The organism is Stenotrophomonas sp. 85239_Sma (assembly GCF_056481725.1).
In genome coordinates this window covers 4333918-4359162 of record NZ_CM151163.1, presented here as the reverse complement: position 1 = coordinate 4359162, position 25245 = coordinate 4333918, and the positions used below count along the sequence as shown (strand labels likewise).

At 66.6% G+C, this 25245-nt stretch carries 22 protein-coding genes; 13 read left to right on the top strand and 9 right to left on the bottom strand.

Annotated elements, in window-relative coordinates; all coding sequences use genetic code 11:
• Nucleotides 1-4 precede the first annotated feature (4 nt).
• A complete protein-coding gene (locus tag ACYKG1_RS20265; protein ID WP_100474401.1) occupies nucleotides 5-832 on the bottom strand; it encodes an AraC family transcriptional regulator in 828 nt (275 codons plus the stop codon).
• A gap of 199 nt (nucleotides 833-1031) precedes the next feature.
• Here ACYKG1_RS20265 and ACYKG1_RS20260 point away from each other — a divergent pair, with 199 nt between their 5' ends.
• Nucleotides 1032-3434 carry a TonB-dependent receptor plug domain-containing protein gene (locus tag ACYKG1_RS20260; RefSeq protein ID WP_478471213.1) on the top strand — a complete coding sequence of 801 codons (2403 nt, stop codon included), beginning with the start codon at nucleotides 1032-1034 and terminating at the stop codon, nucleotides 3432-3434.
• A complete protein-coding gene (locus ACYKG1_RS20255) occupies nucleotides 3434-4735 on the top strand; it encodes an aminotransferase class V-fold PLP-dependent enzyme (RefSeq protein WP_100474395.1) in 1302 nt (433 codons plus the stop codon). The genes ACYKG1_RS20260 and ACYKG1_RS20255 overlap by 1 nt, the downstream gene beginning before the upstream one ends.
• A gap of 67 nt (nucleotides 4736-4802) precedes the next feature.
• On the opposite strand, the gene ACYKG1_RS20250 is transcribed toward ACYKG1_RS20255, so the two are convergent.
• Genes ACYKG1_RS20250 through ACYKG1_RS20235 form a run of 4 tightly spaced genes read right to left on the bottom strand, consistent with a single transcriptional unit; the run spans nucleotide 4803 to nucleotide 8675 of the window.
• Entirely contained in the window at nucleotides 4803-6317 is a 1515-nt protein-coding gene (locus ACYKG1_RS20250) for an aminotransferase-like domain-containing protein (RefSeq protein ID WP_478471212.1), read from the bottom strand.
• A 9-nt stretch (nucleotides 6318-6326) separates the two neighbouring features.
• The gene (locus ACYKG1_RS20245) at nucleotides 6327-6926 is read right to left on the bottom strand and encodes a DUF6436 domain-containing protein (RefSeq protein ID WP_478471211.1); all 600 of its coding nucleotides are present in this window, start codon (nucleotides 6924-6926) and stop codon (nucleotides 6327-6329) included.
• Nucleotides 6926-7204 (bottom strand): hypothetical protein, encoded by a 279-nt coding sequence (locus ACYKG1_RS20240; protein ID WP_478471210.1) that lies wholly within the window; start codon nucleotides 7202-7204, stop codon nucleotides 6926-6928. Before ACYKG1_RS20240 ends, ACYKG1_RS20245 begins: the two co-directional genes overlap by 1 nt.
• 55 nt (nucleotides 7205-7259) lie before the next feature.
• Nucleotides 7260-8675, bottom strand: coding sequence for an aminotransferase-like domain-containing protein (locus ACYKG1_RS20235; RefSeq protein ID WP_478471209.1), 1416 nt, complete (start codon nucleotides 8673-8675; stop codon nucleotides 7260-7262).
• Between the two features lie 183 nt (nucleotides 8676-8858).
• Between ACYKG1_RS20235 and cyoA the strand changes: the two genes are divergently transcribed.
• Genes cyoA through ACYKG1_RS20210 form a run of 5 tightly spaced genes read left to right on the top strand, consistent with a single transcriptional unit; the run spans nucleotide 8859 to nucleotide 13404 of the window.
• Nucleotides 8859-9764 (top strand): ubiquinol oxidase subunit II, encoded by a 906-nt coding sequence (gene cyoA, locus ACYKG1_RS20230; protein ID WP_478471208.1) that lies wholly within the window; start codon nucleotides 8859-8861, stop codon nucleotides 9762-9764.
• A 5-nt stretch (nucleotides 9765-9769) separates the two neighbouring features.
• Nucleotides 9770-11746 (top strand): cytochrome o ubiquinol oxidase subunit I, encoded by a 1977-nt coding sequence (gene cyoB, locus ACYKG1_RS20225; protein ID WP_006474876.1) that lies wholly within the window; start codon nucleotides 9770-9772, stop codon nucleotides 11744-11746.
• Complete coding sequence (gene cyoC, locus ACYKG1_RS20220; RefSeq protein ID WP_100474380.1) at nucleotides 11743-12378, top strand: cytochrome o ubiquinol oxidase subunit III; 636 nt, start codon at nucleotides 11743-11745, stop codon at nucleotides 12376-12378. Before cyoB ends, cyoC begins: the two co-directional genes overlap by 4 nt.
• A gap of 1 nt (nucleotide 12379) precedes the next feature.
• Complete coding sequence (gene cyoD / locus ACYKG1_RS20215) at nucleotides 12380-12712, top strand: cytochrome o ubiquinol oxidase subunit IV (RefSeq protein ID WP_006399830.1); 333 nt, start codon at nucleotides 12380-12382, stop codon at nucleotides 12710-12712.
• 11 nt (nucleotides 12713-12723) lie between these two features.
• Nucleotides 12724-13404 (top strand): SCO family protein, encoded by a 681-nt coding sequence (locus ACYKG1_RS20210; protein ID WP_478471207.1) that lies wholly within the window; start codon nucleotides 12724-12726, stop codon nucleotides 13402-13404.
• A 146-nt stretch (nucleotides 13405-13550) separates the two neighbouring features.
• On the opposite strand, the gene ACYKG1_RS20205 is transcribed toward ACYKG1_RS20210, so the two are convergent.
• Nucleotides 13551-14129 carry a DNA breaking-rejoining protein gene (locus ACYKG1_RS20205; RefSeq protein WP_315973640.1) on the bottom strand — a complete coding sequence of 193 codons (579 nt, stop codon included), beginning with the start codon at nucleotides 14127-14129 and terminating at the stop codon, nucleotides 13551-13553.
• Nucleotides 14129-15895, bottom strand: coding sequence for a S8 family serine peptidase (locus ACYKG1_RS20200; RefSeq protein ID WP_100474371.1), 1767 nt, complete (start codon nucleotides 15893-15895; stop codon nucleotides 14129-14131). The genes ACYKG1_RS20205 and ACYKG1_RS20200 overlap by 1 nt, the downstream gene beginning before the upstream one ends.
• Nucleotides 15896-16147: 252 nt before the next feature.
• On the opposite strand from ACYKG1_RS20200, the gene ACYKG1_RS20195 reads away from it, so the two are divergent.
• The 3 genes from ACYKG1_RS20195 (at nucleotide 16148) to ACYKG1_RS20185 (ending at nucleotide 18409) form a co-directional block, all read left to right on the top strand.
• Nucleotides 16148-16558 (top strand): hypothetical protein, encoded by a 411-nt coding sequence (locus ACYKG1_RS20195; RefSeq protein ID WP_478471206.1) that lies wholly within the window; start codon nucleotides 16148-16150, stop codon nucleotides 16556-16558.
• 107 nt (nucleotides 16559-16665) lie between these two features.
• Nucleotides 16666-17106 (top strand): DUF2231 domain-containing protein, encoded by a 441-nt coding sequence (locus ACYKG1_RS20190; protein ID WP_100475270.1) that lies wholly within the window; start codon nucleotides 16666-16668, stop codon nucleotides 17104-17106.
• Nucleotides 17099-18409, top strand: coding sequence for a PQQ-dependent sugar dehydrogenase (locus ACYKG1_RS20185; protein WP_478471205.1), 1311 nt, complete (start codon nucleotides 17099-17101; stop codon nucleotides 18407-18409). The genes ACYKG1_RS20190 and ACYKG1_RS20185 overlap by 8 nt, the downstream gene beginning before the upstream one ends.
• Nucleotides 18410-18478: 69 nt before the next feature.
• Here ACYKG1_RS20185 and ACYKG1_RS20180 read toward each other — a convergent pair whose 3' ends face one another.
• Nucleotides 18479-19141 (bottom strand): exopolysaccharide biosynthesis protein, encoded by a 663-nt coding sequence (locus ACYKG1_RS20180; protein ID WP_478471204.1) that lies wholly within the window; start codon nucleotides 19139-19141, stop codon nucleotides 18479-18481.
• A 149-nt stretch (nucleotides 19142-19290) separates the two neighbouring features.
• Between ACYKG1_RS20180 and yidA the strand changes: the two genes are divergently transcribed.
• The 3 genes from yidA to ACYKG1_RS20165 all read left to right on the top strand — a co-directional run bounded on the left by yidA (nucleotide 19291) and on the right by ACYKG1_RS20165 (nucleotide 23348).
• Nucleotides 19291-20124: a sugar-phosphatase gene (gene yidA, locus ACYKG1_RS20175; protein WP_478471203.1), complete on the top strand. Its 834-nt coding sequence runs from the start codon at nucleotides 19291-19293 to the stop codon at nucleotides 20122-20124.
• Nucleotides 20125-20464: 340 nt separating this feature from the next.
• Complete coding sequence (locus ACYKG1_RS20170; protein WP_478471202.1) at nucleotides 20465-22783, top strand: TonB-dependent receptor; 2319 nt, start codon at nucleotides 20465-20467, stop codon at nucleotides 22781-22783.
• Nucleotides 22784-22961: 178 nt separating this feature from the next.
• The gene (locus tag ACYKG1_RS20165) at nucleotides 22962-23348 is read left to right on the top strand and encodes a hypothetical protein (protein ID WP_478471201.1); all 387 of its coding nucleotides are present in this window, start codon (nucleotides 22962-22964) and stop codon (nucleotides 23346-23348) included.
• A gap of 124 nt (nucleotides 23349-23472) precedes the next feature.
• Here the strand turns inward: ACYKG1_RS20165 and ACYKG1_RS20160 are convergent, their stop codons facing one another.
• Nucleotides 23473-24972: a YifB family Mg chelatase-like AAA ATPase gene (locus tag ACYKG1_RS20160; RefSeq protein WP_478471200.1), complete on the bottom strand. Its 1500-nt coding sequence runs from the start codon at nucleotides 24970-24972 to the stop codon at nucleotides 23473-23475.
• Between the last annotated feature and the right edge of the window lie 273 nt (nucleotides 24973-25245).

The window sequence follows — 25245 nt, the reverse complement described above, 5'->3', positions numbered from 1 at the left end:
CTTGTCAGTGGGGACGTTCTTCGACCGGCAGCCAGATTTCCACGCCGCCCTGGCCGGTGTGCTCGTCGAACCGGGCGTCGTAGCGCTCCAGGTCCGGCGCATCGGCAAGGCTCAGGTTGGACGCAGGGAGATAATGATCCAGCAACCAGAACCAGGTCGAGCGGATGGCCGAGATGTGTCCGCCGTGCCAGGCCACCAGGTAGCGGCGCGCCGGGATGTCCACGCGTTGCCAGTGCGCAGGCACGTTCGGTACCGTGCTTGCCGGCAGTGCCGCGATGTAGTCGAAGCCGCCATCGTCATCACTGTTGCAGCACACGCCGAAGCTGACCGGTGCCGGCGTCGGCCACTCGCGGTTGAGCTGGGCCCATTGGCCCGGAATGGCGCCGCTGCTGTCGCGGGTATGCCGCATGCCGACGCCTGCCACCTGGAACGCTGGCGTATCGAGCAGCCGGGGGGCTTCAATGCAGGCTGACGGGGCCTCGTCCAGCCGGATCGCCTGCACCAGCGCCAGCCCATCGGTGCCCTGTTCGCGTACCCGTTCCGGTGTCTGCCCGAACAGTTCGCTGAAGGCCCGGGTAAAGGCGGCATGGGTGGTGTAGCCGGCCCCCAGCGCCACCTGCAGGATGTCGCCGGCGCCGTTGGCCAACCGCTGCGCAGCAGCGGTCAGGCGGCGCCCGCGCAGGTAGCGCACCACCGAGGTGCCGGTGCGGGCCTGGAACAGGCGTGACAGATGAAACGGCGACAGGCCGGCCGCAGCGGCAATGTCGGCCAGCGCCAAGGGCTGGTCCGCATGGGTCTCGATGTACCACAACGCCTTGCCTGCCGCGCTCATCCTGCCGTCCCCGGATCCAATGGCGGCACAGTAGCGGATCGGCAGGCGCGGCGTTTAGCAGTTCTTGCGCCAGTGCCGCATCAAGCTGTCGCACCGACGTCATGCCTCCTTCACAGATCGCGCCGAGACTGCGCGCCTTGTCCACGCCTGGTGTATCCGCACAGGTGCTGGCCCTGTCGCGTCCTCCCGGAGCCCTGCCGTGCATCGTTCGAAGCTTTCGCGTTCCATCCTCCTTGCCCTTTCCATGGCCAGCGCAGGAGGCGCGATCGCAGCGGAGGCCGATGCGGTCGATGCCGCGGGCAGCAGCCGTGCGGCGCCCACCCAGCTCGACGCGATGCTGGTCACCGGCACCCGCGCCTCCAACCGCACCCAGTTCGAAACGCTGGCGCCGGTGGACGTGTTCACCAAGGAAGACATCAAGTCCGTCGAGTCGACCGATCTGAAGGACGTGCTGGCACAGCTGGTGCCGTCATTCGTGGTACAGCGCCTGCCGATGGCGGACGGCCAGGTGTTCGTGCGCCCGGCGACGCTGCGTGGCCTGTCGCCGGACCAGACCCTGGTGCTGGTCAACGGTCGCCGCTTCCATCGCAGCGCGCTGCTCGGCAACCGCGGTGCGCAGGCGGCCGACCTGGCGCAGATTCCGACCAGTGCGATCAAGCGCATCGAAGTGCTGCGCGATGGTGCCTCGGCGCAGTACGGCTCGGACGCCATCGCCGGCGTCATCAACATCATTCTCGAGGATGGCCCCGGTACCGAGATCACTGCCGGCTATTCGCAGTATGCGCAGGGCGATGGCGCGTCGCGCGATTTCAGTGCGCGCACCGGCTGGTCGTTGGGTGACTACGGCAGCCTGGTGCTGTTCGCCGAATCGTCCAATTCCGACGCCACCTCGCGCACCCGCCAGCGCCCGGATGCGATCGCCTTCCAGGCCGCGCATCCGGATCTGGACGTGCCCAACCCGGTACAGCGCTGGGGCCAGCCGGAACTGGAAAGCCGCCGCGTCGGCTTCAATGTGAAGGCCAACGCCAGCGACACGCTGGAGCTCTATGCCTTTGGCCTGTACAGCCACAGCGATGGTGTCAGCGATTTCAACTGGCGCAACCCGGACACCACCACCGGTGCCTACCGCACCACGGCGATCTTCCCCGGCTGGAACCTGCGTTCGATCTATCCGGTGGGTTTCAGCCCGCAGTACGGCAACGTCCAGAACGACCTGCAACTGGTCGGTGGCCTGCGTGGCGAGATCACCCCGAAGCTGCGCTGGGATGTCAGCGCCTCGTACGGGCGCAACGCAATCGACTACAGCCTGAAGAACTCGATCAACGCCTCGCTCGGCCCGGCCAGCCCGACCGCATTCGATCTCGGCCGCCTGACCCAGACCGAGAAGAACGCCAACGCCGACTTCAACTACGAGTGGGACGCGGGCGCGCTGTCCAAGCCGATCAACGTCGCCTTCGGTGGTGAGTTCCGCCAGGAGACCTACCAGGTACGTGCCGGTGATCCGGCCTCGTACGCGGTGGGCCCGGGCGCAGCGGCAGGCCTGGAGGCCAACTCCAACGGCGCGCCTGGCTTCTCGGCCAGCCAGGCCGGGCAGTGGAGCCAGCGCAGCAAGGCCGCCTACGTGGATATGGAAGTGCCGCTGGGCGAGCGCTGGAGCATCGGCGCGGCCAGCCGCTACGAGGACTTCTCCAGCTTTGGCAGCACGCTGGACGGCAAGCTCTCGGCGCGTTTCGCGATTACCCCGGACGTAGCCCTGCGCGGTACCGTGTCCACCGGCTTCCGTGCACCGACCCCGGCGCAGCTCAACACCACCAGCACCACCCAGGGCCTGGACACGCGCACGCTGCAGATCTTCACCAGTGGCCGCCTGTCGCCGAACGATCCGCTGGCACAGCTGCTCGGCGCCAGGCCGCTGAAGCCGGAGGAATCGCGTACCGCGTCGCTGGGCCTGACCTGGCGTACCGACCTGGGCCTGTCCGGCTCAGTGGATGTCTACCAGATCAAGCTCACCGACCGCTTCAGCCAGTCGGCCAGCTTCGCCATTCCGGCCGGCACACCGAATCCGCTGGGCTATACCTCGGTGAACTACTTCACCAACGACTTCGATACCACCACCACCGGCGTGGACGTGGTCGGCAGCTACCTGCGCGATCTCGGCGCGGGCCGCATGACGCTGACCCTGGCCTACAACTACAACCGTACGCGGGTGGACAACGGCAGCACCTCGGTGGCTACCAACGAAACCCAGCGCGTGCTGTTCGAAGACCGCCTGCCCGAGCACAAGGGCAGCTTCACCGGCAGCTGGGACATCGGCGCCTGGTCACTGATGGCGCGCATGCGCTACTACGGTGCCTGGACCGACTCCAGCGGCAATGCGGTGGGCGACATCTACCAGCGTTTCGGCGCGATGAGCTTCCTCGACCTGGCCGTGGGCTACCGCATCAACGAGCACCACAGCCTGCGCGTGGGCGCGGACAATGTGTTCGACCGCTATCCGGACGAAGCGACCTTCCAGGCCAGCCGCGGCCTGGTCTACTCGCGCAACGCGCCGTACGACACCGATGGTGCCAATGTGTACGCGCAGTACCGGTTGACCTTCTGATGGACAGCCGCCGCCGTAACCTGCTGCGCGCCGGCACGCTGCTGCCGGCCGCCGCTGCACTGTCTTCACTGCCCGCCATGGCCGCCGCGCGTTACGCTGCGCCCATGCAGATTCCCGCAACGACCGTGGCGCCGGACGTGCTGGCCCGCGATGAAGGCTACTGGGCCGCCGTGGCCAGCCACTTCGACATCACCGACGAAGTGAATCACCTGGAGAACGGTTACTGGGGTGCAATGGGCCGCGAGACGTTGGCCAGCTACCAGCGCCACACCGCCGAGGTGAACCGTGGCAACGCATGGTATGGCCGCCGCGAGTTTCCGGCGCAGTACATGGCGGTGCAGCGGCAGGTGGCCGGGTTGCTGGGCGTGGGCGCCGACGAGATCGCACTGACCCGTGGCGCCACCGAAGCGATGCTGGCCCTGATCGGCGGCTACAACCGCCTGCAGCCTGGCGAACAGGTGCTCTACGCCGACATCGACTACGACAGCATGATCGGCGCGATGCGCTGGCTGCAACAGCGTCGTGGCGTGCAGGTGGAGCGCATCGCGCTGCCGGCGGTGCCGGACCACGCACAGATCCTGCAGGCGTATGAGGACGCATTCGCGCGGCTTCCGCGCCTGAAACTGGTGCTGCTGACCCAGGTCAGCCACCGCCATGGGCTGGTGTTGCCGGTGGCGGAAATCGCCGAGCGTGCGCGTGCGCGCGGCATCGATGTGATCGTTGATGCCGCGCATGGGTTTGGCCAGATCGACTACGTGGTGCCGCAGCTGAAGGCTGACTTCGTCGGCATCAACCTGCACAAATGGATCGGGGCGCCGGTCGGTGTCGGCGCGATGTATGTGCGCAGGGGCCGCGTTGCTGACCTTGACCCGTACATGGGCGAGACCGACGACGGCCGCGTGGGCAGCCGCGTGCACACCGGTACGGTCAACTTCGCCGCCTACCTGGCACTGCCGGAAGCCATTGCCCTGCACCAGCGCATCGGCGTGGCCAACAAGCAGGCGCGCCTGCGCTACCTGCGTGAGCGCTGGACGCTGCCGGCGCGGCAGATGGCGCATATCGAAGTGCTGTCTTCGCCGGACCCGGCGCTGGCGAGTGCATTGGCCAGCTTCCGCCTGCGCGGGCGCACCAGCGCGGCTGACAATATCGCGCTGCAGAAGCGCCTGCTGGACGAGCATCGCGTGTTCACCACCCATCGCGACGGCTTGGACTCCGGCGCCTGCGTGCGGGTGACACCGTCGGTGTTCACCCGGCCGGCGCAGATGGATGCGCTGGTGAAGGCGCTCTTCGCCCTGGCCTGACCCTGCTTTGGTAGGTGCCAACCTTGGTTGGCACATTCCAACCACGCATGGCGTGGAGGCTCCCCGCCTAGCGCTCGATCGCTGGCAAGGCATCCGACAACAACAACCGATCAATCCGCCGCAGCGCACTTTCCAGCTGCCGGCGATCCGCCGCCAGCCCCAGCGACAGCCGCACGCCGTTCTGTTGCAGCACCCCGGGCGGGCAGAACGCCGATGACGGTGCGATGGCCAGTCCCTGCAGCTGCGCGGTACGCACCAGCGTGGCGTCGGTCCACGGCGCCGGCACCCGGCACCAGGCATGCAGGCCCCCGGCACGCTGCAGCAGCGACGGCGCGAGCAGGTAGCGCGCCATGCGCATGCGTTCGCGCGCCTCGGTACGCACCTGGGCCAGCAGTGACTGCGCCGAACCATCCAGCAGCAGCTGGCTGGCCAGCGCCGACACCAGCGGATGCCCCATCAACCGGGTGGCCCGCAGGGCCGATGCCATCGCCTCGGCGTGCGCGGCGCTCGGGCATTGCACGAAGGCGGTGCGCAGACCGGGGCTGATCACCTTCGACAACGTCGCCACATGGAACACATGACGCGGTGCCAGCGTTGCCAGCGGTATCGGCGCCTCTTCGGCAAGGTGCCAGTACGGATCATCCTCGATCGCCAGCAGGCCCTCGCTTTTCAGCACGCATGCCAGCGCTTCGCGCCGCTGCAACGACAGGGTCAGCGCGGTTGGGTTCTGGCAGGTGGGATTGAGATAGACCAGCCGCGCGCCGCCGTTGCGCGCGTGCCGGGCCAGCGCCTCGGGGCACATGCCGTGTTCGTCGCCTTCCACCGGTACAAGCCGCCGGCCGATGGCCCTCGCGGCCTGCAGCAGGCCCGGGTAGACCAGCGTGTCACACAGGATTGCGTCGCCATCGCGGCCCTGGCTGACCAGGATGGCGGCCAACGCCACCTGCGCGCCTTCGGTCAGCAGCAGGCAGTTGTCATCCACGGTGCCCAGCATCGGCTGCAGCCAGCGCGCTGCTGCATGGCGATCAGTGGGGTTGCCACCACCCAGGTGATAGGTCATCAGGTTAGGTGCGTTGCTGCGTGCAAGCACGGCGGCGGCACCGCGGCGCAGGGTCTCGGCCAGCGCATCGGCATCGGGCACCGGCGGCACGTTCATGCTCAGGTCCACCACCTGGTCGAAGCCAGCCTTGGGCGGTGCGATGAAACTGCCCTGTGGTCCACGCGCCTCGATCAGGCCGCGCTTGCGTGCTTCATCGAACGCCCGCGTCACCGTGGTCAGGTCGACGCCGAGCTGCTGCGCCAACGCGCGCTGCGAGGGCAGGCGCTGGCCCGGCGCAAGACCACCGCGGCGCACCGTGCGTTCCAGCGAATTGACGATGCGCAGGTAGATCGGCCCGTTGTGCGCGAGCACGTCCTGCACCCATTCGCGGGCTGCGACATCCGGTCGCGGCATGTACGGAGCATGTCGGGGCGTATCGTTGCTTCCAACGGCGGGAGCCTGTCCATAACCATCGGTCGGTTCGGACAGGTGACCGCCGTTGTTGTTTGCGGCGGCCGCGCCGGCCAGCGTCAGTGATGTCATTGCGCGTCCTCAGCGCTTGTCCTGCCAGGGGCAGTAGCAGCCCACGGCAAGCAGTCCTTTCGGGCGCACGGTTTCGCCGCGCACCAGTCTGTCCAGCAGCGGTTCGACGAAGCTGTTGGCCGAGTTGCAGACCATGCCGATGCTGTACGGGCCGGCGTAGGCCAGATGGCCCTGGCGATCCCAGATCGCGACAGCAGGGCTGGCCGGAATGTGCTCGATGCCGCCGATGGTCGGCAGGTTGATCACCTTGTTGCGCAGCGGCTCAGGCAGTTCGCCCTGGGTGCCCGGGCGGCGGATCGCATAGAAGTCGATGCCGGCGCGGCGGTACATGCTGATCAGGTAGCTCAGGTGCGCACCGGTCTCGCGGTTGCACACGCCGCAGGCCGGGTCCCAGAAATGCACCACGCGGATGCGGCCGGTATCCCCGGCCAGATCGGCTGGCAGGCGCAGCTGCGAATCATCGAAGACGATGGCCTGTTCGGTGAACGTGGATTGCGCGCTGTAGCCGAAGTACTGCCACAGCGCAGCCGCGACGCCGGCCATGAACAGGCAGGCGAGGGCGATCATCGTCGGCAGCAGCCAGCGGCGACGCGGCGCACCTGCGCCCATCAGGAATCTTCCCCGCCGAACTTGTGCACGTACTGCTTGCGCATCTCGCGGCAGGAATCAGCCTGCGCGCGGCGCTGGATCTCACTGCGGGACGGATCCTCGCTGCGCTGCACGCATTGCTCGATGGCGTGGCGTTCGGCGGCCTGCACATCCACGGTCTGCGGCTGCAGGCAGACCCAGGCCAGGGCGGCCAGCATCAACACGACAAAGCCGCCACACCCGGCCATCACCAGGTGGAGCTTCAGTTTCTCGGCCCGCATCGAGGCACGTCCCTTCATCCATACATTGCATACAAAATATCATCTTGTATGGATATCGCGCCATGCACGGCGTTCAGACGATGGCGCTGTGCCGGGCCTCGGGGGCCTCGGACAGGATCTCGTTCAGTTTGGCCAGCGCCCCGGCCAGTGCGCCTTGGTCGACCGCGCCGCCCAGCGACAAGCGGATCGCGTTGCCCGGCGGCGGCTCTTCCACACTGAAGGCATCCGAGCTGGCGATGCCCAGCCCCTGCTCCTGGGCGGCCTGGATCAGCCGGTACTGGTCCAGCCGCGGCGGCAGCGGCAGCCACACGTGCAGGCCGGCCGGGTGCGCCCGCGCGCGGGACGGCAGGTACTGCGCGGCAATGGCCTGGCGCTCGCGCAGCTCCTGCTGGAAGCGCTGCACCATGTCCTGGGCCTGGCCGCTGCGGATCCACTGCGAAGCCACCGCCACCATCGACTGGGTCGGCATCAGCGCGATCGCGCGCAGGGCGTCCAGCACCGGTTCCATCGGCTCGCCGGCCGGCACCACCAGGTAGGCGGTGCGCAGGCCCGGGGCCAGGCACTTGGACAGGGTGGAGATGTAATAGACCGGACAGCCCGCATCTCGATGTGCGGCCAGCGGCGGCGCGGCGTCTCCGGCCAGCAACCAGTAAGGATCGTCTTCGATCACGGTCAGATCGTGGCGCTTCGCCACCGCCAGCAGGGCCTGCCGGCGCTGCGCCGACATCGTCGCCGTGGTCGGATTCTGGATGGTCGGCACCAGGTACAGCAGGCGTGGGCGACGCAGCTGGCAGGCCTCCTCCAGCGCGTCGGGCAGCATGCCTTCGGCGTCCATTGCCACCGGCGCCACGCCCCGCTGCAGCACGCGCGCGGCGGCCAGCAGGCCCGGGTAGGTCAGCTGCTCTGCAGCGATCAGCTCACCCGGCTGGGTGCGGGCCAGGATCAGCGCGCACAGCGCGGTCTGCGCGCCGGGGCAGATCACCACCTGGTCGGCACCCACCGTGCCCAGCATCGGCGCCAGCCACTGCACGGCGGCGGCGCGGTCCTCGCGGGTGCCGGCGCCGACGTGGTAGCTCATCAGTTCGCCTTGGCCCAGCTGCTGGCCCACGTGCTGGAAGCCGGCCTCCATGCCCTGTGCGAACGGCGCGCTGCCCAGCAGCGGCGGGATGTTCATGCTCAGGTCGACCGAGGTGCTGCGGTTGCCAGCCGACAGCGCGATGAAGGTACCGCCAGCGCCGTGCGCATCCAGCAGGCCGGCCTGGCGCAGCTCGGCGAAGGCACGGGTGACCGTGGTCAGGTCCACGCCCACCTGCTGGGCCAGGTCGCGCTGCGGCGGCAGGCGGTCACCCGGGCGCAGCACGCCGTCATCCACCGCATCGCGCACCTGCTGGGCAATCTGCAGGTACAGCGGGCCGGCGCCCTCGCGGAAGGGGCGAACCCAAGTGCGATTGGGGTGTTTCAGGCGGCGGCCGGCGGCAGGTGGCGTCATCGGTCAGTTTTTTCCATACGTGCAGATGCACAAGTCCATACAATGATGTATCTTGTATGGGCTTGATTGGAGTGGTTCGCCTTCTTGTAGGCGGCCTCGTACCCACAGTGTAGCCGCTCCACGCCCGGGCGCTGCGCGCAGGCGAGCCGGTCAAGCGCGCTTCTTCAACAGGGTTGACCTCCAATGAATATCTGCTGGAACCGCATCCGCCTGGCGCTGGTCGCCCTGGCCTGCGTCGGCCTGTCAGGCTGTGACTGGGTGCTGCTGGATTCGAAGGGCATGGTCGGGCTCGCCCAGCGCGACCTGATCCTGATCTGCATCGGCCTGATGCTGATCGTGGTGATACCGGCCATCGTGCTGACCTTCGTATTTGCCTGGCGCTTCCGCGCCGGCAACACCAAAGCGAAATACATGCCGGACTGGTCGCACTCCACCAAGGTGGAGATCGTGGTCTGGGGCGTGCCGCTGCTGATCATTGCCGGCCTGGCGGTGATCGTGTGGAAGTCGACCCACGAGCTGGACCCGTACAAGCCGCTGGACGTGGCCGGTGAGCCGCTGCACGTGGACGTGATCGCCACCGATTGGAAGTGGGTGTTCGTGTACCCGGACCTGGGCATCGCCACGGTCAACCAGCTCAACTTCCCGGCCAACCGCCCGCTGGCGTTCAACATCACCTCCAACTCGACGATGAATACCTTCTTCATCCCGCAGCTGGGCGGGCAGATCTACGCGATGGCCGGCATGCGCACGCAGCTGCACCTGATCGCCAACGAACCCGGCCAGTTCCGCGGCATGTCCGGCAACTACAGCGGGCATGGCTTCTCGAACATGAAGTTCATCGCCACCGCCAGCAGCAACGAGGAGTTCGAGCGCTGGGTGGCCGAGGTGCGCAGCGCGCCGCAGGCGCTGGATTTCAACCAGTTCAAGGCGCTGGCCGCACCGTCGAAGAACGCACCGGTGCAGCACTTCTCCAGCGTCGAACCGCTGCTGTTCAAGAAGGTCATCGACCAGTTCATCGGCGTCGGTGAGAACACCGCTGCTGCTACCCCGGCGGGTGCTGCCGGTGGTGCCCAGGTTTCCCAGGAGTAACGAACATGTTGGGTAAATTGACGTGGGAGGCCGTGCCACTGCACGAGCCGATCGTCGTGGTCACACTGGCGGCCATGGTGCTGGGGGGCCTCGCGCTGCTCGGCGCGGTGACGTACTTCAAGCTGTGGGGCCCGCTGTGGCGTGACTGGTTCACCACCGTGGACCACAAGAAGATCGGCATCATGTACGTGGTGGTGGCGCTGGTCATGCTGGTGCGTGGCTTTGCCGATGCGCTGATGATGCGCGCTCAGCTGGCGGCGGCCGGGCCGGGCAGTGACGGCTTCCTGCCGCCGGAGCACTACGACCAGATCTTCACCGCGCACGGCGTGATCATGATCTTCTTCGTGGCCACCCCGTTCGTGGTCGGCCTGATGAACATCATCGTGCCGCTGCAGATCGGTGCGCGCGACATGGCGTTCCCGTTCCTCAACGCCTTCAGCTTCTGGATCTTCGTGGTCGGCGCTGCGCTGATGATGATCTCGCTCGGTGTTGGCGAATTCGCCATGACCGGCTGGGTGGCCTATCCGCCGCTGTCGGGCATCGAGTTCAGTCCCGGGGTCGGTGTCGATTACTACATCTGGGCGTTGCAGGCTTCGGGCATCGGCACATTGCTGACCGGCGTCAACCTGTTCATCACCATCCTGCGCATGCGTGCGCCGGGCATGACCCTGATGAAGATGCCGGTGTTCACCTGGACCGTGCTGGTCACCAGCGTGATCATCATCGCCGCCTTCCCGATCCTGACCGTGGCGCTGGGTGCGCTCACCCTGGACCGCTACCTGGACTTCAACTTCTACACCAACACGTTGGGTGGCAACCCGATGATGTACGTGAACCTGGTGTGGGCCTGGGGACACCCGGAGGTGTACATCCTGGTGCTGCCGGCATTCGGCATCTTCTCTGAAGTGACTGCCACGTTCGCGCGCAAGAAGCTGTTCGGCTACAAGTCGATGGTGGGCGCCACGCTGGCGATCGGCATCCTGTCGTTCATCGTCTGGCTGCACCACTTCTTCACCATGGGCTCCGGTGCCAGCGTCAATGCCTTCTTCGGCATCATGACGATGATCATCGCCATTCCCACCGGCGTGAAGATCTTCACCTGGCTGTTCACCATGTACGGTGGCCGCGTCGAGTTCAGCGTGCCGATGCTGTGGACCATCGCCTTCCTGGTCACCTTCACCATCGGTGGCATGACCGGCGTGCTGCTGGCCATCCCGGGCGCGGACTTCCTGCTGCACAACAGCCTGTTCCTGGTCGCCCACTTCCACAACACCATCATTGGCGGCGCGCTGTTCGGCTACCTGGCCGGCTTCGCCTACTGGTTCCCGAAGGTGTTCGGCTTCACCCTCAACGAGCGCCTGGGCAAGTGGTCGTTCGCCTGCTGGGTGATCGGCTTCTACCTGGCCTTCATGCCGCTGTACATGCTCGGCTTCATGGGCATGACCCGCCGCATGAACCAGTACGACAACCCGGCGTGGACGCCGTACCTGATCGCCGCCTTCATCGGTGCACTGTTCGTGTTCGCGGGCATCATCCTGATGCTGGTGCAGATCTACGTGAGCGTGCGTGACCGCAAGCGCAACCTGGACCTGACCGGCGACCCGTGGAACGCACGCACGCTGGAATGGGCCACGCCGTCGCCGCCACCGTTCTACAACTTCGCCGTAGTGCCCAAGGCCGATGAGCTGGATGCCTTCCACGAAGCGAAGAAGCGCGGCCTGCCGCCGCCGCCGAAGAAGTACGCACCGATCCACATGCCGAAGAACACCGGCGTGCCGCTGATCCTCAACATCTGGATCCTGGTGCTGTGCTTCGCCCTGGTCTGGCACATCTGGTGGATGGCCGCGGCCAGCTTCATCGCGATGATCGTCACCCTGATCGTGCGGTCCTACGACGAGGACGTGGACTACTACGTCAGTTCCGAAGAGGTGGCGCGCACCGAAGCGGCCAACCTGGCCAAGCTGAAGGAGGTACGCGCATGAACCTGTTGACCCGCCCGGAGCTGGCCAGCGACACGCAGGCGCACGAGGACCACCACGAACACGACCATGGCCACGAGCAGGGCGGCATGAAGGTGTTCGGCATGTGGGTCTACCTCATGTCCGACCTGGTGCTGTTCGGTTCGCTGTTCGCCTCGTACGCGGTGCTCAGCACCGCCTACGCTGGCGGCCCCACCGGCAAGGAGCTGTTCTCGCTGCCGTTCGTGATGGCCGAGACCTTCCTGCTGCTGGTCTCCAGCATCACCTACGGCCAGGCCGTGCTGGCGATGCATCGTCACGATGCCTCCTCGGTGCTGCGCTGGCTGGGCGTGACCTTCGTGCTCGGTGCCTCGTTCATTGGCATGGAGATCTACGAGTTCTCGCACCTGATCCACGAAGGCGCCGGCCCGAGCACCAGTGCCTACCTGTCGGCGTTCTTCGCGCTGGTCGCCACCCACGGCCTGCACGTGGCCAGCGGCCTGATCTGGATGGCCGTGGTCATGCACCAGGTCTACCGTCGCGGCCTGACCCCGACCAACATCACCCGCGTGTCGTGCCTGAGCCTGTTCTGGCACTTCCTGGACCTGGTGTGGATCTGCGTCTTCACCTTCGTCTACCTGATCGGAGCCTTCTGACATGGCCCACGTCGAAACCTCGCGCGCCGGCAATGCGCACGGCTCCACCAAGTCCTACCTGATCGGCTTCGTGCTGTGCGCGCTGCTGACCGTGGTGCCGTTCGCGCTGGTGATGAATCCGGTGCTGTCGCGGCCGCTCACGCTGTTCCTGCTGGTCGGTTTCGCGGTGGCGCAGATCCTGGTGCAGCTGGTCTATTTCCTGCACATGGACCGCAAGTCCGAGGGTGGCTGGAACCTGGCCAGCTTCGTGTTCACCCTGGTGATCCTGTTCATCGTCGTCGCACTGTCGGTCTGGATCATCTGGAGCATGCACTACCACATGATGATTAACTGAGCCTGCCAACCGTGAAAGGCATTGCGTTCCCCCATCGTGGCCTGCGCCTGGCCGCAGGCCTGCTGCTCGGCCTGCTGGCCGGCTGCAGTGCGCAGTCGCGCATGGACTTCTACGCGAAGGACATCGCCTGCGAGGAGCTCGGCCAGCAGTGGTCGATGCTCGACAGCCACGGCACCGTGCGCGGCCCGAAGGACCTGCAGGGGCAGGTGACCTATCTGTTCTTCGGCTTCACCCGCTGCCCGGACGTGTGCCCGACCACCATGGTCGAGCTGAGCCAGGTGAAGCACCTGATGGGCAAGGATGCCGATCAGCTGCAGGTGGTGTTCGTCAGCGTCGACCCGGCCCGCGACACGCCGGAGGTGGCGCGAACCTACGTGGAAGCGTTCGACCCCAAGGCGATCGCGCTGGTCGGCAACGAAGCGCAGCTGGCAGCGATGGCCAGCGACTTCAAGGCGTTCTACGAGAAGGAGCCCGGCCCGGTACCGGATACCTACACCATGAGCCACATCGCCGGTGGCTACGTGTTCGACCGCCAGGGCCGCCTGCGCCTGTTCGCGCCGTACGGCATGCCGGTGGAAAAGCTGTTCTCCGACGTGCAGCGCCTGCTGCTCGAGCCCGACCACCCGGCCGCCGGCAACGACGCACTGGCCAGCTGCCACCTCGCGCACAGCGACACACTCGCCGCCCGCTGACACCACCTCTACCGCGGTGGGTGTCGACCTTGGTCGGCACACGATTAGTGAATCCGGTGGGTGCCGACCGTTGGTCGGCACACCCCCACACATCAATCCCCCGGCCGGCCAGGAGAGCCAACCGGCCAGGGGCACCACTCAACGCCTTACTTGGTCTCTTCCCACTGCACCACGTCCGGCTCGGTGGCGCGGATACCGGCGGTGGACAGCAGCTTGGTGGTCGCATCCAGCGCCGCGTTCACCGACGGGTACTCCACGATGGCCTGGCCCGAAGCCTTCGACACCTTCACAACGGTGCCTCCGGTGGCGGTTGCCGCGCGCTGGGCCGATGCTGCATCGGTGAAGAACACCTTGACCCGCGATGTCGCCACCACCGGCGCTCCGTCACGGGAGACCGCCGCCGCGAACTTGCCGGCACCTGCATCAGCAGGCGCGGCCGCTGCACTATCCAGCGAACGCTTGGTACGCGAGCTGGTGGTCGCCGCCGCCTGCGGGGTGATCGTGAACTGGCCGCCGCTGGCCTGCTTCACGGTGGTCGAGGGAGACAGCTGGAAGCGCGTGCCGCCCACATCGAACGAGCGGCCGGTAGCGGACGCCTTCAGTTCCTGCGCATCCACGGTCGACAGGGTCCTGGCCGGAGGAGTCTGCCCCGAGCTCTGTGCCCAGGCAGCGGAGGTCATCGCCGCGAAGGCGAGCGTGCTCAACAGAATGGTCGTCTTCATCATCAGTGCCCCAGAACGCGGATCTTGAAGAATTCGAGGTTGCCGCGCGATGCAGCGGTCGCGGCCTGCCCCATGTCGGTGACTTCCAGCGTCCAGGTGCCGCTGGCATTCTCATCCAGGAAGGCATTGCTGGACAGCAGGTCCCAACTGGTGAAGTTGCTCTGCGCGCCCCCCGTGCCCGAACCGATCGCGGTGAACGCCGGTTGCACCACGCTGCGGGTGCCGCTGGGCGACACCAGCACGAACTGCAGCTGGCGCGTGTTGCGGTGGTTGACCCGGAAGCCCAGCTGCACGCTTTCAATGTTGCGCGCGCCGTTGGCCAACTGGAAGGTCAGGCGTGCGGCGGCAGCCGAGGTGTTGCCGATGGCCACGGTACGCGTCGTGTTGCGCCAGCCGCTGTCGACCAGTGGTCCCAGCGACTGGAAGTTCTCGGCGACCTGCACTGCACGCGCAGCGTTGACCACACCGAAGCCGTACCAGTTGCTGTAGGCACGGTTGGCTGCATTCACCGTCCAGCCCGGAACCAGCGTGCGCCCATCGGCCAGCGTCACCGCCGGCTGGTTCGGGTGGTTGCGGGTGGCGGTGGTGGCCAGGATGTACTTCACATCGCGATAGGACAGGTTCGGGTTGGCTTCCAGCACCAGTGCCGCCACGCCCGAGACCATCGGCGCCGACGCCGAGGTGCCGTTCATCTTGGCGGTGTAGTTGCAGGTGCTGTCGATGGCCGACAGGTTGCTGTCCAGGGTGTTCTGGCGATTGGTGTTCTTGTTGCTGCCCTGCGCGCACCCGGTCACGTCGGTGGTGACGATGGCCGGGTCGTACGCGCGTGCCACCAGGCCGGGGGCGTACTGCGCCTGCAGGCCGTACTCGCCGCCAAAGGCCGACACCCACAGGGCCGAGCCGGTGGAGGAGTACGACGAGCGCACGCCATCGGCGCGCACCGCGCCTACGGTGATCACGTTGAACAGGTTGTTGCGCGGATCGCGGCCGGCCGGCACGCAGCCGGTGTTGCGGTTCTTGGTGTCCGTGGTGCAGACATCCTGGGTCTGGCTGATCGAAGCATTGTTGAAGTTGTTGCCGGCCGACTTCACGTAGATGCCGCCGCGGCCACCGCGCGTGCCCGACAGCGCCTGCTCGTACGAACGAATCGTGTTCTCGCTGTACGCCAGCGGCAGGTTGGGATTGCCCGGGCCGGCGCCCCAGCTGTTGTTGAACACCTCCACGTCGGCCGATTCTGCGCCGTCCCACCAGGCGTACTCGATGTTGCTCTGCTGGTTGCCCAGCGCTGAGCGCGAAATCGGGTTGAAGCCCTTCAGGGTCGCCGCCGGCGCCACGCCGCGCACGCCCAGGTTGTTGGCACCTACCGCGCCGGCGATGCCACCGACCATGGTGCCGTGGTTGTCGACATCCGGGTTGGTCGGGGTGGGGTTGTTCGAACCGTTGGCGAAGTTCTTGCCGGCCACCGCCGCCACGTTGGCCGCCAGGTCCGGATGCGCGATCTGCAGGCCATCATCGACGATGGCGATGGTGACGCCCTGGCCGCGGATGCCATTGCGGAACAGGCCATCCACGTTCAGATCGTTGCCGGCCACCGGCAGCGTGTCGGCCGGGACCGTCTGCCCGGTGTTGAGCAGGTGCCACTGGATGCCCGCCAGTGGATCGGCCTGTTGGGCCTGGGCGGTGGCGGCCAGGCTGCCCAGCACCAGGGCAGTGGCAAGGGCCAGGCGCGCGGAGCGCGGTGGCGCGGAGCGTTGCGTGTGTCGCTTCATACACGAATCCTTCTGTTGTGAATCGGCATGGCAGGACGGCGGGGCGGGACTGCCCCATCGCAACGAGCCAAACGCGACACAACGAAGAACCCCCTACCTCTTCACACACCCAATATGCAGATGTGCCAATTGCGTCACAAACACTTAGTACGTCTGGTTATGACAGTGCACACAAGCACCTTCACGCCATCTTCGCGCGGTTGAAGTTGAGTCGTGGGAAACAGGGAGAACTACTTGCAGATGACCACGCACATGAAGAACGAACGCCAGCGCGGTCGTGCGCGCGCAGACCAGACCCCGCTCTCGGTCGCCGCCATCCGCAAGGTGGTGCTGGCCGTGCATACGCGCAACCACGACTATGGCGACGATGCCGATATCGCCGAGTTACTGCCCGAGCTGGCAGCATTCGGCATCACCACGGTGAAACCGCTGCGCCTGTTGATGAAGAAGCACCGTCGCGCGCTGCTGCAGGAGGAGCGGATCGTCATGCGACGCGCAGAGACGCTGCATCTGCGAACCGAGTGGCGGCCCGGTGGCATCGACGTGCATGCCAACACCAGTCGCTACGCCATCGGCGGCCTGGTCCGCACCAGCATGGAACACGAATTCGGATTCGAAACGATGCTGCCCTTCCATGAGGTGCGCGAGGACGAATCCGCGTAGCGCGGTGCCCGTTCGGCGGGAGCGGCAACCCATCCCGGCGTCATCGCGCGTCCTCACATCGCGCTGTGCTACTACAGACCGTGCACCCTTCCGCACGGAGCACGATGATGGTCAATCCGCTCGCCCAGGCCCATCGCGGCCTCGGCACCACGCTGTTCAGCCTGTTGAATCCGATACCCTTCGGCTTCTTCGTCGGCGCGCTGATCTTCGACGCGATCTATCTCAACAGCGCCGAGGTGATGTGGGGCAAGGCCGCCGCCTGGCTGATCACCTTCGGCCTGCTGATCGCCATCATTCCGCGCCTGATCAACCTGTTCGCGGTCTGGCGCCGCAACGGCACCGCTACCCGCATCGACCGCATCGACTTCTTCCTCAACCTGGTGGCGGTGGTGCTGGCCATCTGGAACGCCTTCGTACACAGCCGCGATGCCTATGCCGTCGCGGTGCCGGGCACGATCCTGTCGGCGCTGACCGTGGCCCTGATCGCCCTGGGCCTGATCCTGTTGTCACTGCAGGCGCCGGTGCTGCAGGGAGGTCGTCATGGCTAAGCACATCCTGCCCATCGTGGGCGCCCTGGCGCTGGCCGTGATGCTGTCGGCCTGTGCCGGCAAGGCCGAATACCATCCGGCCGACCAGTCGGGCCCGCAGCCGCCGCTGCCCAAGCCGGCCAACTTCCTGATGCCGCCGATGCAGGTGCCCAAGGGCGTCGGTTGGGCCGAGGGGCAGTCACCCACGGTGGCCGAGGGCCTGAAGATCGAACGCATCGCGGCCAACCTGCAGCATCCGCGCCGCCTGCTCACCCTGCCCAATGGCGATGTGCTGGTGGTGGAAGGCAACGGCCCCGGGGAAGAACCGGTCACCACGCCCAAGCAGTGGATCGCCGGCAAGGTGAAGGCGCGCTCGGGCAAGGCCGGCAAGGGCGGCAACCGGGTCACCCTGCTGCGCCGTGCGCCTGGCACTTCCACGTGGACCCAGCACGTGTACATCGAGGGCCTGCATTCGCCGTTCGGCATCCAGCTGATCGGCGACACGCTGTACGTGGCCAACACCGGCAACATCATGCAGTACCACTACGTGCCCGGCGAAACCCGCATGTCCGACAAGGGCCGCGAGTTCACCGACCTGCCCAGCACCATCAACCACCACTGGACCAAGGAACTGCTGGCCAGCCGCGATGGCCGCAAGCTGTACGTGGGCGTGGGCTCCAACAGCAACATCACCGAGAACGGCCTGGCCGTCGAATACCGCCGCGCGGTGGTGCTGGAAGTGGACGTGGCCACCCGTGGTAGCCGCATCTACGCCTCGGGCATCCGCAATCCGACCGGGCTGGATTGGGAGCCGAGCACCGGCCAGCTGTGGGCGGTCGCGAACGAACGCGACGAGATCGGTGCCGACCTGGTGCCGGACTACCTCACCTCGGTGAAGGAGGATGGTTTCTACGGTTGGCCTTACAGCTACTACGGCCAGCACGTGGACGAGCGCGTGCAGCCGCAGCGGCCGGACCTGGTAGCCAAGGCGATCGTGCCGGACTATGCCATCGGCTCGCACGTGGCACCGCTGGGCCTGCTGTTCTACACCGGGCAGGCACTGCCGGCGCAGTACCACGGCGGCGCCTTCATCGGCGAACACGGCAGCTGGGACCGCTCGCCGTTGAGCGGCTACGAAGTGGTCTACGTGCCTTTCAAGGACGGCAAGCCGACCGGGCGGCCGCAGACGGTGGTCAGTGGTTTCGCGTCAAAGGACGAGAAGACCCTGATGGGCGCACCGGTGGGCATGGCCATGGACGCCGAGGGCGCGCTGCTGGTGGCCGACGACGTGGGCGACGTGGTGTGGCGGGTGTCTGCGAAATAGCTGTGTAGCGTCGAGCCACGCTCGACTGCGTTGGATCTGGCGTTTGTAGAGCCGAGCCCATGCTCGGCTCTACACTTCCGACGGCGCCACGCGCAGCCCGCTGAACACGGACTCGGCAGCGAACCCCACGCCACCCAGCAGCACGCCGAAGTACACCACCGACGCCACCACGAAACCGTAACCGGCCGCCACCGCCGCGCCATCGCGCTGGATGAAGCCAATCGCAAACGACATCAGCGCAAGCGCCGGCAAGGTATTGCTGAAGGGAATCGGCCCGGCCGGCGCCATCAGCAGCAGGGTCGCGAACACCAGCATCAGGTTGTTCAAGCGCATCATCTTCTTCGAGCGCACCATCACTGCCAGCCGCATCGGCCGCGACAGCCGCTCCATGCGGTGTACCCATTTCAGCGCACGGCCCAGATTGGCCTTCAGCTTGTCGGTGGCGATCTCGCGGCGCGCCAGCTTCTGCGGCACCCACAGCGGTCGGTTGCGCACCCGGCTCAGGCCGATCAGCAGGATCGAGGCGCCAAACACCGTACTCAACCCGGGAATCGACACCGGGATGATGAAGATGGCCGAGAGCAGGATCACGATCAGCAGCAGGCCTTCATCGCCCAGCGCGCTGAGCAGGGTGCCGACGCTCACCTGGTCGCCGGGCAGCTCGTCGATCATCTGCTCGATCTGCTGGGCCAGGGGCGCGCTGTCATTGGTTTCGGGGGCACGGTAGGTCATGCGTCGCAAGGTTCTCCAGGGAAGGGCGGTCAATGGGCCGTCCTGCGGTGGGGGACGCACAGGCCCCCGCAGTATCCCGGCCAACGTAGGCAAAGAGGTGAACCGGGCATGAGGGGTTAAACTGGCGTGCCCCGCACGAGTTGAACGCAATGGACATGGGCCGCAGGCAATCGACCATCGAACTGGTCGCCATCGACATGGATGGCACCCTGCTGGACCCCACCCACACGCTTACCGCCCGGGCCAAGCGGGCCATCGCGCAGGCGCGCGCGCTGGGCGTGCACATCGTGCTGACCAGTGGCCGCCCGGTTCCCGGCCTGGCGCCGTTCCTGCACGAGCTGGGCATCACCGGCGACGATGATTACTGCATCGCCTGCAATGGCGGCCTGGTGCAGCGCATCGGCACGCGCGAAACCGTGGTCGAGTATCCGCTCAGCTTCGACGACTTCCTGTTCTGCGAGCAGGTGGCCCGCGACCTGGGCGTGCACTTCCAGGCACTGGACAGCCAGCGCATGTATACGCCCAACCAGGACATCAGCTACTACACCGTGGCCGACTCGCATCTCTCGCGGATGCCGCTGTCGTACCGCCGCGTGGCCGACATGGACCCGTCCATGTCCTTCATCAAGCTGATGATGATCGACGCGCCCGACGTGCTGGATGCCGCCATCGCGCGCCTGCCCAGCGAGCTGACCGAGCGCTTCGCGGTACTGAAGAGCGCGCCGTTCTTCCTGGAAGTGTTCGACCACCGCGCCGGCAAGGGGCCGAGCCTGCAGAAGCTGGCCGAACACCTGGGCATCGACCGCGCCAACGTGATGGCCATCGGCGACCAGGAAAACGACCTGACCATGCTGCAATACGCCGGTACCAGCGTGGCGATGGGCAATGCCATCGACGCGGTGAAGGCGGTGGCGCGGTTCGAGACCACCAGCAATGCCGATGACGGCGTGGCGCGCGCGATCGAGCGTTTCGTCCTGCAGTAACCGCGCGTCCCTATGCCCTGGTAGGTGCCAACCCTGGTTGGCACACGCAAGCGGCAAGCGCCGACCAAGGCCTATACCCACGTATAGCCCACCCATCCCCATCGCCATCGGCGCTGTACCACGGCGCAATGGCGGATGCGGCAGTGCGATGCAAGAATTTCGCACGTCGAAATCACCCCACCGAATCCCGGCAGATGATCGCCTTCGTCTGCTGACCGGCGCGCACCGCGCCGTCACTCCCCCAACGCAATCGCATCGCCAGCCAGGGCGCCGACACCGGTGCTGCGACGCGCTGGGCGTGCGCCTGCGCCGCGCTCTCCCTGCACCTGGATTTACTGCCATGAACACCCCACCCACGACGCGCCTCGCCCTGGCCATCATCACGGCCATCACCGCACCTGCGTACGCCGCAGACACGCACGACGCCGCGCTCGACACGCCCACCACGCTCAACGCCTTGCAGGTCATCGCCACACCGCGCGGTGCGGCCGTGGCACCGACCCAGGTGGTCGGCCCCAACCGCTACATCATCAAGGCCGAGGACCTCGACGCGATGGTCACCGGCAACAATGGCCTGGCCATGCTCAAGCAGGTGCCGGGCGCCAGCTACACCGCTACCGACGGGCTGGGCCTGGATATCTCCGCCACCAGCCTGTTCGTGCGCGGCTTCCGCATGAATGAAATGGGCATCACCTTCGAGGGCGTGCCACTGAATGACAACGGCTTCCTCTCGCTCACCGGCACCAGCGTGGTGAACGTGGGCGTGCCCGATGGCATCGGCGCGATCACGGTCAGCCCCGGCGGCGCACCGGTCAGCGTATTCTCCAGCAGCGTCAACGGCGGCAGCCTGGAATACCGCCTGCGCGAGCTGCAGGACACCCCCAGCCTGCGCGTGAAGCAGGGCGTAGGCAGCAACAGCACGTTGGTCACCACCGTATCCGGGCAGAGCGGCCAGCTCGGTGAGCATGGCCCGAAGGTGCTGGTCGACCTGCAGCGCGTGTCCGCCGACAAGTACCAGGGCGAGGGCACCCAGAACTTCCTGCGCGGCGACCTGAAGCTGCAGCAGGACGTTGCCTGGGGCGACTTCACCGTGTTCCTGTCCGACAGCAAGGCAAAGGTCTGGGGCTACAACAACATCTCCTTCGACATGATCCGCAAGCTGGGCTGGAAGGCCGACATCTTCTATCCGGACTATGCGTGGGCCTGGTACGTGGCCTCGCCGGAGAACGCGGACAAGTCCTGCGGCGCCTACACCTGCGGTGAGCTGTCCGAACTGATCCCGTACGACACCGGCCAGATCACCCGCGACCGCGTGTCCTCGATCAACCATCGCTTCCAGATCAACCCGGCGCTGAGCGGCAACGTGCAGCTGTACAACGCCAACAGCCACACCCAGGCCACGCTGACCGACCCGACCGTGCCGTCGCCCAACGGCGCACCGTTCTCCGAACAGGTGCAGACGCCGCGTGTGAATCGCCTGGGCGGCATGGTCAACCTTCAGTTCGAGGCCGGCGCGCACACCTTCACCGCCGGCTTCTGGCAGGAGAAGAGCAAGGCCGCGGCCAAGACCGAGTGGTACCAGCAGCCGCTGCTGGGCGAGGGCCCGCCACTGAAGGCCACCGGTCCGTTCGATGTGTATGGCCCCGCGTTCAAGACCGACAACGCATCGAGCTGGGTGACCCGCTCGCGCCAGTTCTACCTGCAGGACGACATCGAGCTGAACGACACGCTGAAGCTGGGTGTCGGCTTCAAGGCCGTGGATTTCCGCACCAACGGTGGAGGCCTGGGTGATGCCAAGGACCGGCCGGTGAACGGCACGCTGCGCGCGAAGAGCAACTTCCTGCCGCACGTCTCGCTGTTCTGGAGCCCGACCGAATCCACCGATGCCTTCATCGACCTGGCCAACACCATGAACGGCTACCGCGTCGCCCAGCGCGGCAACATCGGCTACACCGCCTCGGCGTGGACCATCACCGACCAGGAAGAGTTCGACCGCGTGGCCGGCACGCTGCGCCCGGAGAAGAACTGGAACCTGACCGTGGGCGCATCGCATCGCTTCGACCGGCTGACGATCACCGGTGACGTGTTCTACAACGACATCCGCAACCGCCTGCTGTCGGCCGCCATCGGCACCCAGTTCGCGCAGATCAACACCGTGCGGCTGATGCCGAAGATGCACGTGATCGGCGCCGACCTCGGCATCACCGCCGACCTGACCGACCACCTGCAGTTCTACCAGGGCGTGGCCGTGGCCCGTTCGTACTACGACAGTGATTTCGTGGTGGGCGACACGGTGTACCCGATCAAGGGCAACGCCCAGCCGGGCTACCCGCAGATCTCGCTGGTGAGTGATCTTTCCGCGCACTTCGGTGACTGGCGCTTCGGTGCCACCAGCACCTCCTACCTGCGCCAGCCGTTCACCTACGAGAACGACATCCGCGTGCCGACCTTCTGGCAGGTCAACACCTATGCCGCCTACCGCTTCGGTGCGGACAGCGCCGTGCCCGGCCTGGAGCTGCGGCTGGACGTGAGCAACCTGTTCAACCGCCACAACATCGGCACCGCCACCATCGCCGGCTCGTCGTTCTCGGGGGATTACCAGACCCTGCAGCGCAGCGCGCCCCGGCAGCTGATGTTCAGTACCTCGATGGCGTTCTGAGGCAAGGAGTGGCGGGGTCAGAGCCCTTTGCTGCGCAAAGGGATCCGACCCCGCAGCCATCCCATGATCGGGGTCAGATCCCTTTGCGCAGCAAAGGGCTCTGACCCCCAAAACCCGCCTACAAACCTGCCTTGCGCAAACAACAGGGGTTTTCTGGCAGCGACGCAAGGTTCCCACAATGTTGCTGGGTCATGCTGTTGGCATGGCACAGCACAACCCGCGAACCCCGCTGTTCGGCATCCGGGGCCCAGGACGGCCCCGGCAGGCGCTGTCCGTGGCGCCTGCAATCGACCTGCGGGCCGAATACCAGTTCTGGCACGTGTACGAGCGCGTGGTCCGTCCGTTGCCCGGCGGTGGGCTGCGGCTGGCCTGGCTGGTGTGCCAGAAGGTGTACCGGGACCGGTGGCAGCACCCGCACGACAGCGACGAGGCGGCGTTGTCGCGGGTGTTGTTTGGCGGGAACATGACGGCTGGCCGGGCGTCGGAGCTGGCGGAGCTCCACGCGCTGGTCAGCCGTCGGGTGGCGTTGCTGGCGAAGCGGGGGCGGGTGGATTCCGCGGCGTGATGCCTGCCCTTGGTAGGGTCGACTGTCAGTCGACCGCTCTTCGCATCTACCTCGCAGAAGGCCGCGCTTCGCGCGTGAGTCGACCAGCGGTCGACTCCACCAATAGCCAACCCGACCGGCATTTCTAAGGCTTTCCCCGATCCAACTGCCGGTACCCGATCGCTTCAGCCAGATGCGCCGTCTGGATCACCTCGCAACCTGCCAGATCGGCAATCGTGCGCGCAACGCGCAGAATCCGGTGCATCGCCCGTGCGGACAGCTGCAGCCGCTCGATGGCCTGCTCCAACAGATCCTGATCGGCCTCGCTCAGTCTCGTACAGACACGCAGCGCCGCCGGCGGCAGATGGGCATTCAGCCCGCCACGCACCTGCTGCCGGGCATGGGCGGCTTCCACTCGTGCACGTACCGCAGCACTGGGCTCACCCAGCGGCGTGCTCTCCCGCAGCTCCACCGCGTCCATGCGCGCCACGCTGATATGCAGATCGATACGGTCCAGCAACGGGCCGGACACCCGCGCGCGATAGCGGTTGATGCGTTCGTCACTGCACAGGCAGCGGTTGCTGCGGTCACCGGCCCAGCCACACGGGCAGGGATTCATCGCGGCCACGAGCTGAAAGCGCGCGGGATACTGCACGCTGCGCGCCGCGCGGGCGATGCGGATGTGGCCGGATTCCAGTGGCTCGCGCAGGGTTTCCAACGCACTTCGATTCCACTCTGGAAGCTCATCGAGGAAAAGGACACCGTGATGGGCCAGGGAGATCTCGCCGGGGCAGGGCGGATTGCCCCCACCCACCAGCGCCGCCGCACTCGCACTGTGGTGGGGAGAACGGAACGGCCGTTGCCGCCAGCGTCGTGGGTCCAGCCCTTCACCACTCACCGAGGCAATCGCGGCCAGCTGCAACGCCTCGGCTTCCTCGGTGTCCGGCAGCAGGCTGGGCAGGCGTGACGCCAACAGCGTCTTGCCGCAGCCAGGGCTGCCGATCAGCAATAGATGGTGCCCACCCGCAGCAGCGACCTCCAACGCGCGCCGTGCATGCGCCTGCCCGCGCACGTCGGCCAGATCGGGCAGCGGCAACGGCGTCGTGTCCACACGCTCTACTGGCGGCAGCAGGCGTGGGTTCCCCAACCCAGCGCAGCACTCCAGCAACGTACGCGCTACCCGCACATCGGCATGCTCGGCCAACGCCGCCTCGGCGGCATTGCCCGGCGGTACCACCAGGATGCGGCCGGCATCAGCCGCCGCAATCGCCGCCGGCAGCGCACCCGCCACCGGCCGCAGTTCACCGGTCAGGCCAAGCTCGCCTAGGAATTCGTACTGCAGCAGCGACTGTGGATCGACCTGGCCGCTGGCCGCCAGAATGCCCAGCGCGATGGCCAGGTCGTAGCGGCCGCCTTCCTTGGGCAGGTCGGCAGGCGCCAGATTGAGGGTGATGCGCCGCTGCGGGAAGTCGAAGCGCGCGCAGAGCAGGGCTGCACGCACGCGCTCGCGCGATTCGCGCACGCTGGTCTCGGCCAGTCCGACAATCTGGGTGGCAGGCAGGCCACCAGAGAGATGCACTTCCACCCGCACCAGCGGGGCATCGACCCCGGCGCGGGCACGGCTGTGGACCAGCGCCAGGCTCATATATGGTTTCCTGCGGAGGGACGCTTGATGGTGCGGCAGGTGTTCTGTGGGGGTTATCGGGAATCGCTGGTGAAGCGGCTAGGGGAATTCCGGCGGATAGGTGGAGCGTGTCTTCTTCTGCGGAAACGAGCCTCTGCTATCGAGTAAAGAATGGTCTCCAGCTGGCCGTGCTACTCAAACTGGAGGGCGTCGGCATTGGCCTGGCGGCGGTATGGGGCCAAGCAGATACCACTGCTCATCAGGCACTGACCATTGAAGCGCCCAATCCGTGCC

Excerpts from the sequence above, each read along its gene's own strand:
- ACYKG1_RS20265 (WP_100474401.1), bottom strand. The coding sequence starts at position 832 with ATGAGCGCGGCAGGCAAGGCGTTGTGGTACATCGAGACCCATGCGGAC.
- ACYKG1_RS20255 (WP_100474395.1), top strand. The coding sequence starts at position 3,434 with ATGGACAGCCGCCGCCGTAACCTGCTGCGCGCCGGCACGCTGCTGCCG.
- ACYKG1_RS20250 (WP_478471212.1), bottom strand. The coding sequence starts at position 6,317 with ATGACATCACTGACGCTGGCCGGCGCGGCCGCCGCAAACAACAACGGC.
- ACYKG1_RS20245 (WP_478471211.1), bottom strand. The coding sequence starts at position 6,926 with ATGGGCGCAGGTGCGCCGCGTCGCCGCTGGCTGCTGCCGACGATGATC.
- ACYKG1_RS20240 (WP_478471210.1), bottom strand. The coding sequence starts at position 7,204 with ATGAAGGGACGTGCCTCGATGCGGGCCGAGAAACTGAAGCTCCACCTG.
- ACYKG1_RS20235 (WP_478471209.1), bottom strand. The coding sequence starts at position 8,675 with ATGACGCCACCTGCCGCCGGCCGCCGCCTGAAACACCCCAATCGCACT.
- cyoA (WP_478471208.1), top strand. The coding sequence starts at position 8,859 with ATGAATATCTGCTGGAACCGCATCCGCCTGGCGCTGGTCGCCCTGGCC.
- cyoB (WP_006474876.1), top strand. The coding sequence starts at position 9,770 with ATGTTGGGTAAATTGACGTGGGAGGCCGTGCCACTGCACGAGCCGATC.
- cyoC (WP_100474380.1), top strand. The coding sequence starts at position 11,743 with ATGAACCTGTTGACCCGCCCGGAGCTGGCCAGCGACACGCAGGCGCAC.
- cyoD (WP_006399830.1), top strand. The coding sequence starts at position 12,380 with ATGGCCCACGTCGAAACCTCGCGCGCCGGCAATGCGCACGGCTCCACC.
- ACYKG1_RS20205 (WP_315973640.1), bottom strand. The coding sequence starts at position 14,129 with ATGATGAAGACGACCATTCTGTTGAGCACGCTCGCCTTCGCGGCGATG.
- ACYKG1_RS20200 (WP_100474371.1), bottom strand. The coding sequence starts at position 15,895 with ATGAAGCGACACACGCAACGCTCCGCGCCACCGCGCTCCGCGCGCCTG.
- ACYKG1_RS20195 (WP_478471206.1), top strand. The coding sequence starts at position 16,148 with ATGAAGAACGAACGCCAGCGCGGTCGTGCGCGCGCAGACCAGACCCCG.
- ACYKG1_RS20190 (WP_100475270.1), top strand. The coding sequence starts at position 16,666 with ATGGTCAATCCGCTCGCCCAGGCCCATCGCGGCCTCGGCACCACGCTG.
- ACYKG1_RS20185 (WP_478471205.1), top strand. The coding sequence starts at position 17,099 with ATGGCTAAGCACATCCTGCCCATCGTGGGCGCCCTGGCGCTGGCCGTG.
- ACYKG1_RS20180 (WP_478471204.1), bottom strand. The coding sequence starts at position 19,141 with ATGACCTACCGTGCCCCCGAAACCAATGACAGCGCGCCCCTGGCCCAG.
- yidA (WP_478471203.1), top strand. The coding sequence starts at position 19,291 with ATGGACATGGGCCGCAGGCAATCGACCATCGAACTGGTCGCCATCGAC.
- ACYKG1_RS20170 (WP_478471202.1), top strand. The coding sequence starts at position 20,465 with ATGAACACCCCACCCACGACGCGCCTCGCCCTGGCCATCATCACGGCC.
- ACYKG1_RS20165 (WP_478471201.1), top strand. The coding sequence starts at position 22,962 with ATGTTGCTGGGTCATGCTGTTGGCATGGCACAGCACAACCCGCGAACC.
- ACYKG1_RS20160 (WP_478471200.1), bottom strand. The coding sequence starts at position 24,972 with ATGAGCCTGGCGCTGGTCCACAGCCGTGCCCGCGCCGGGGTCGATGCC.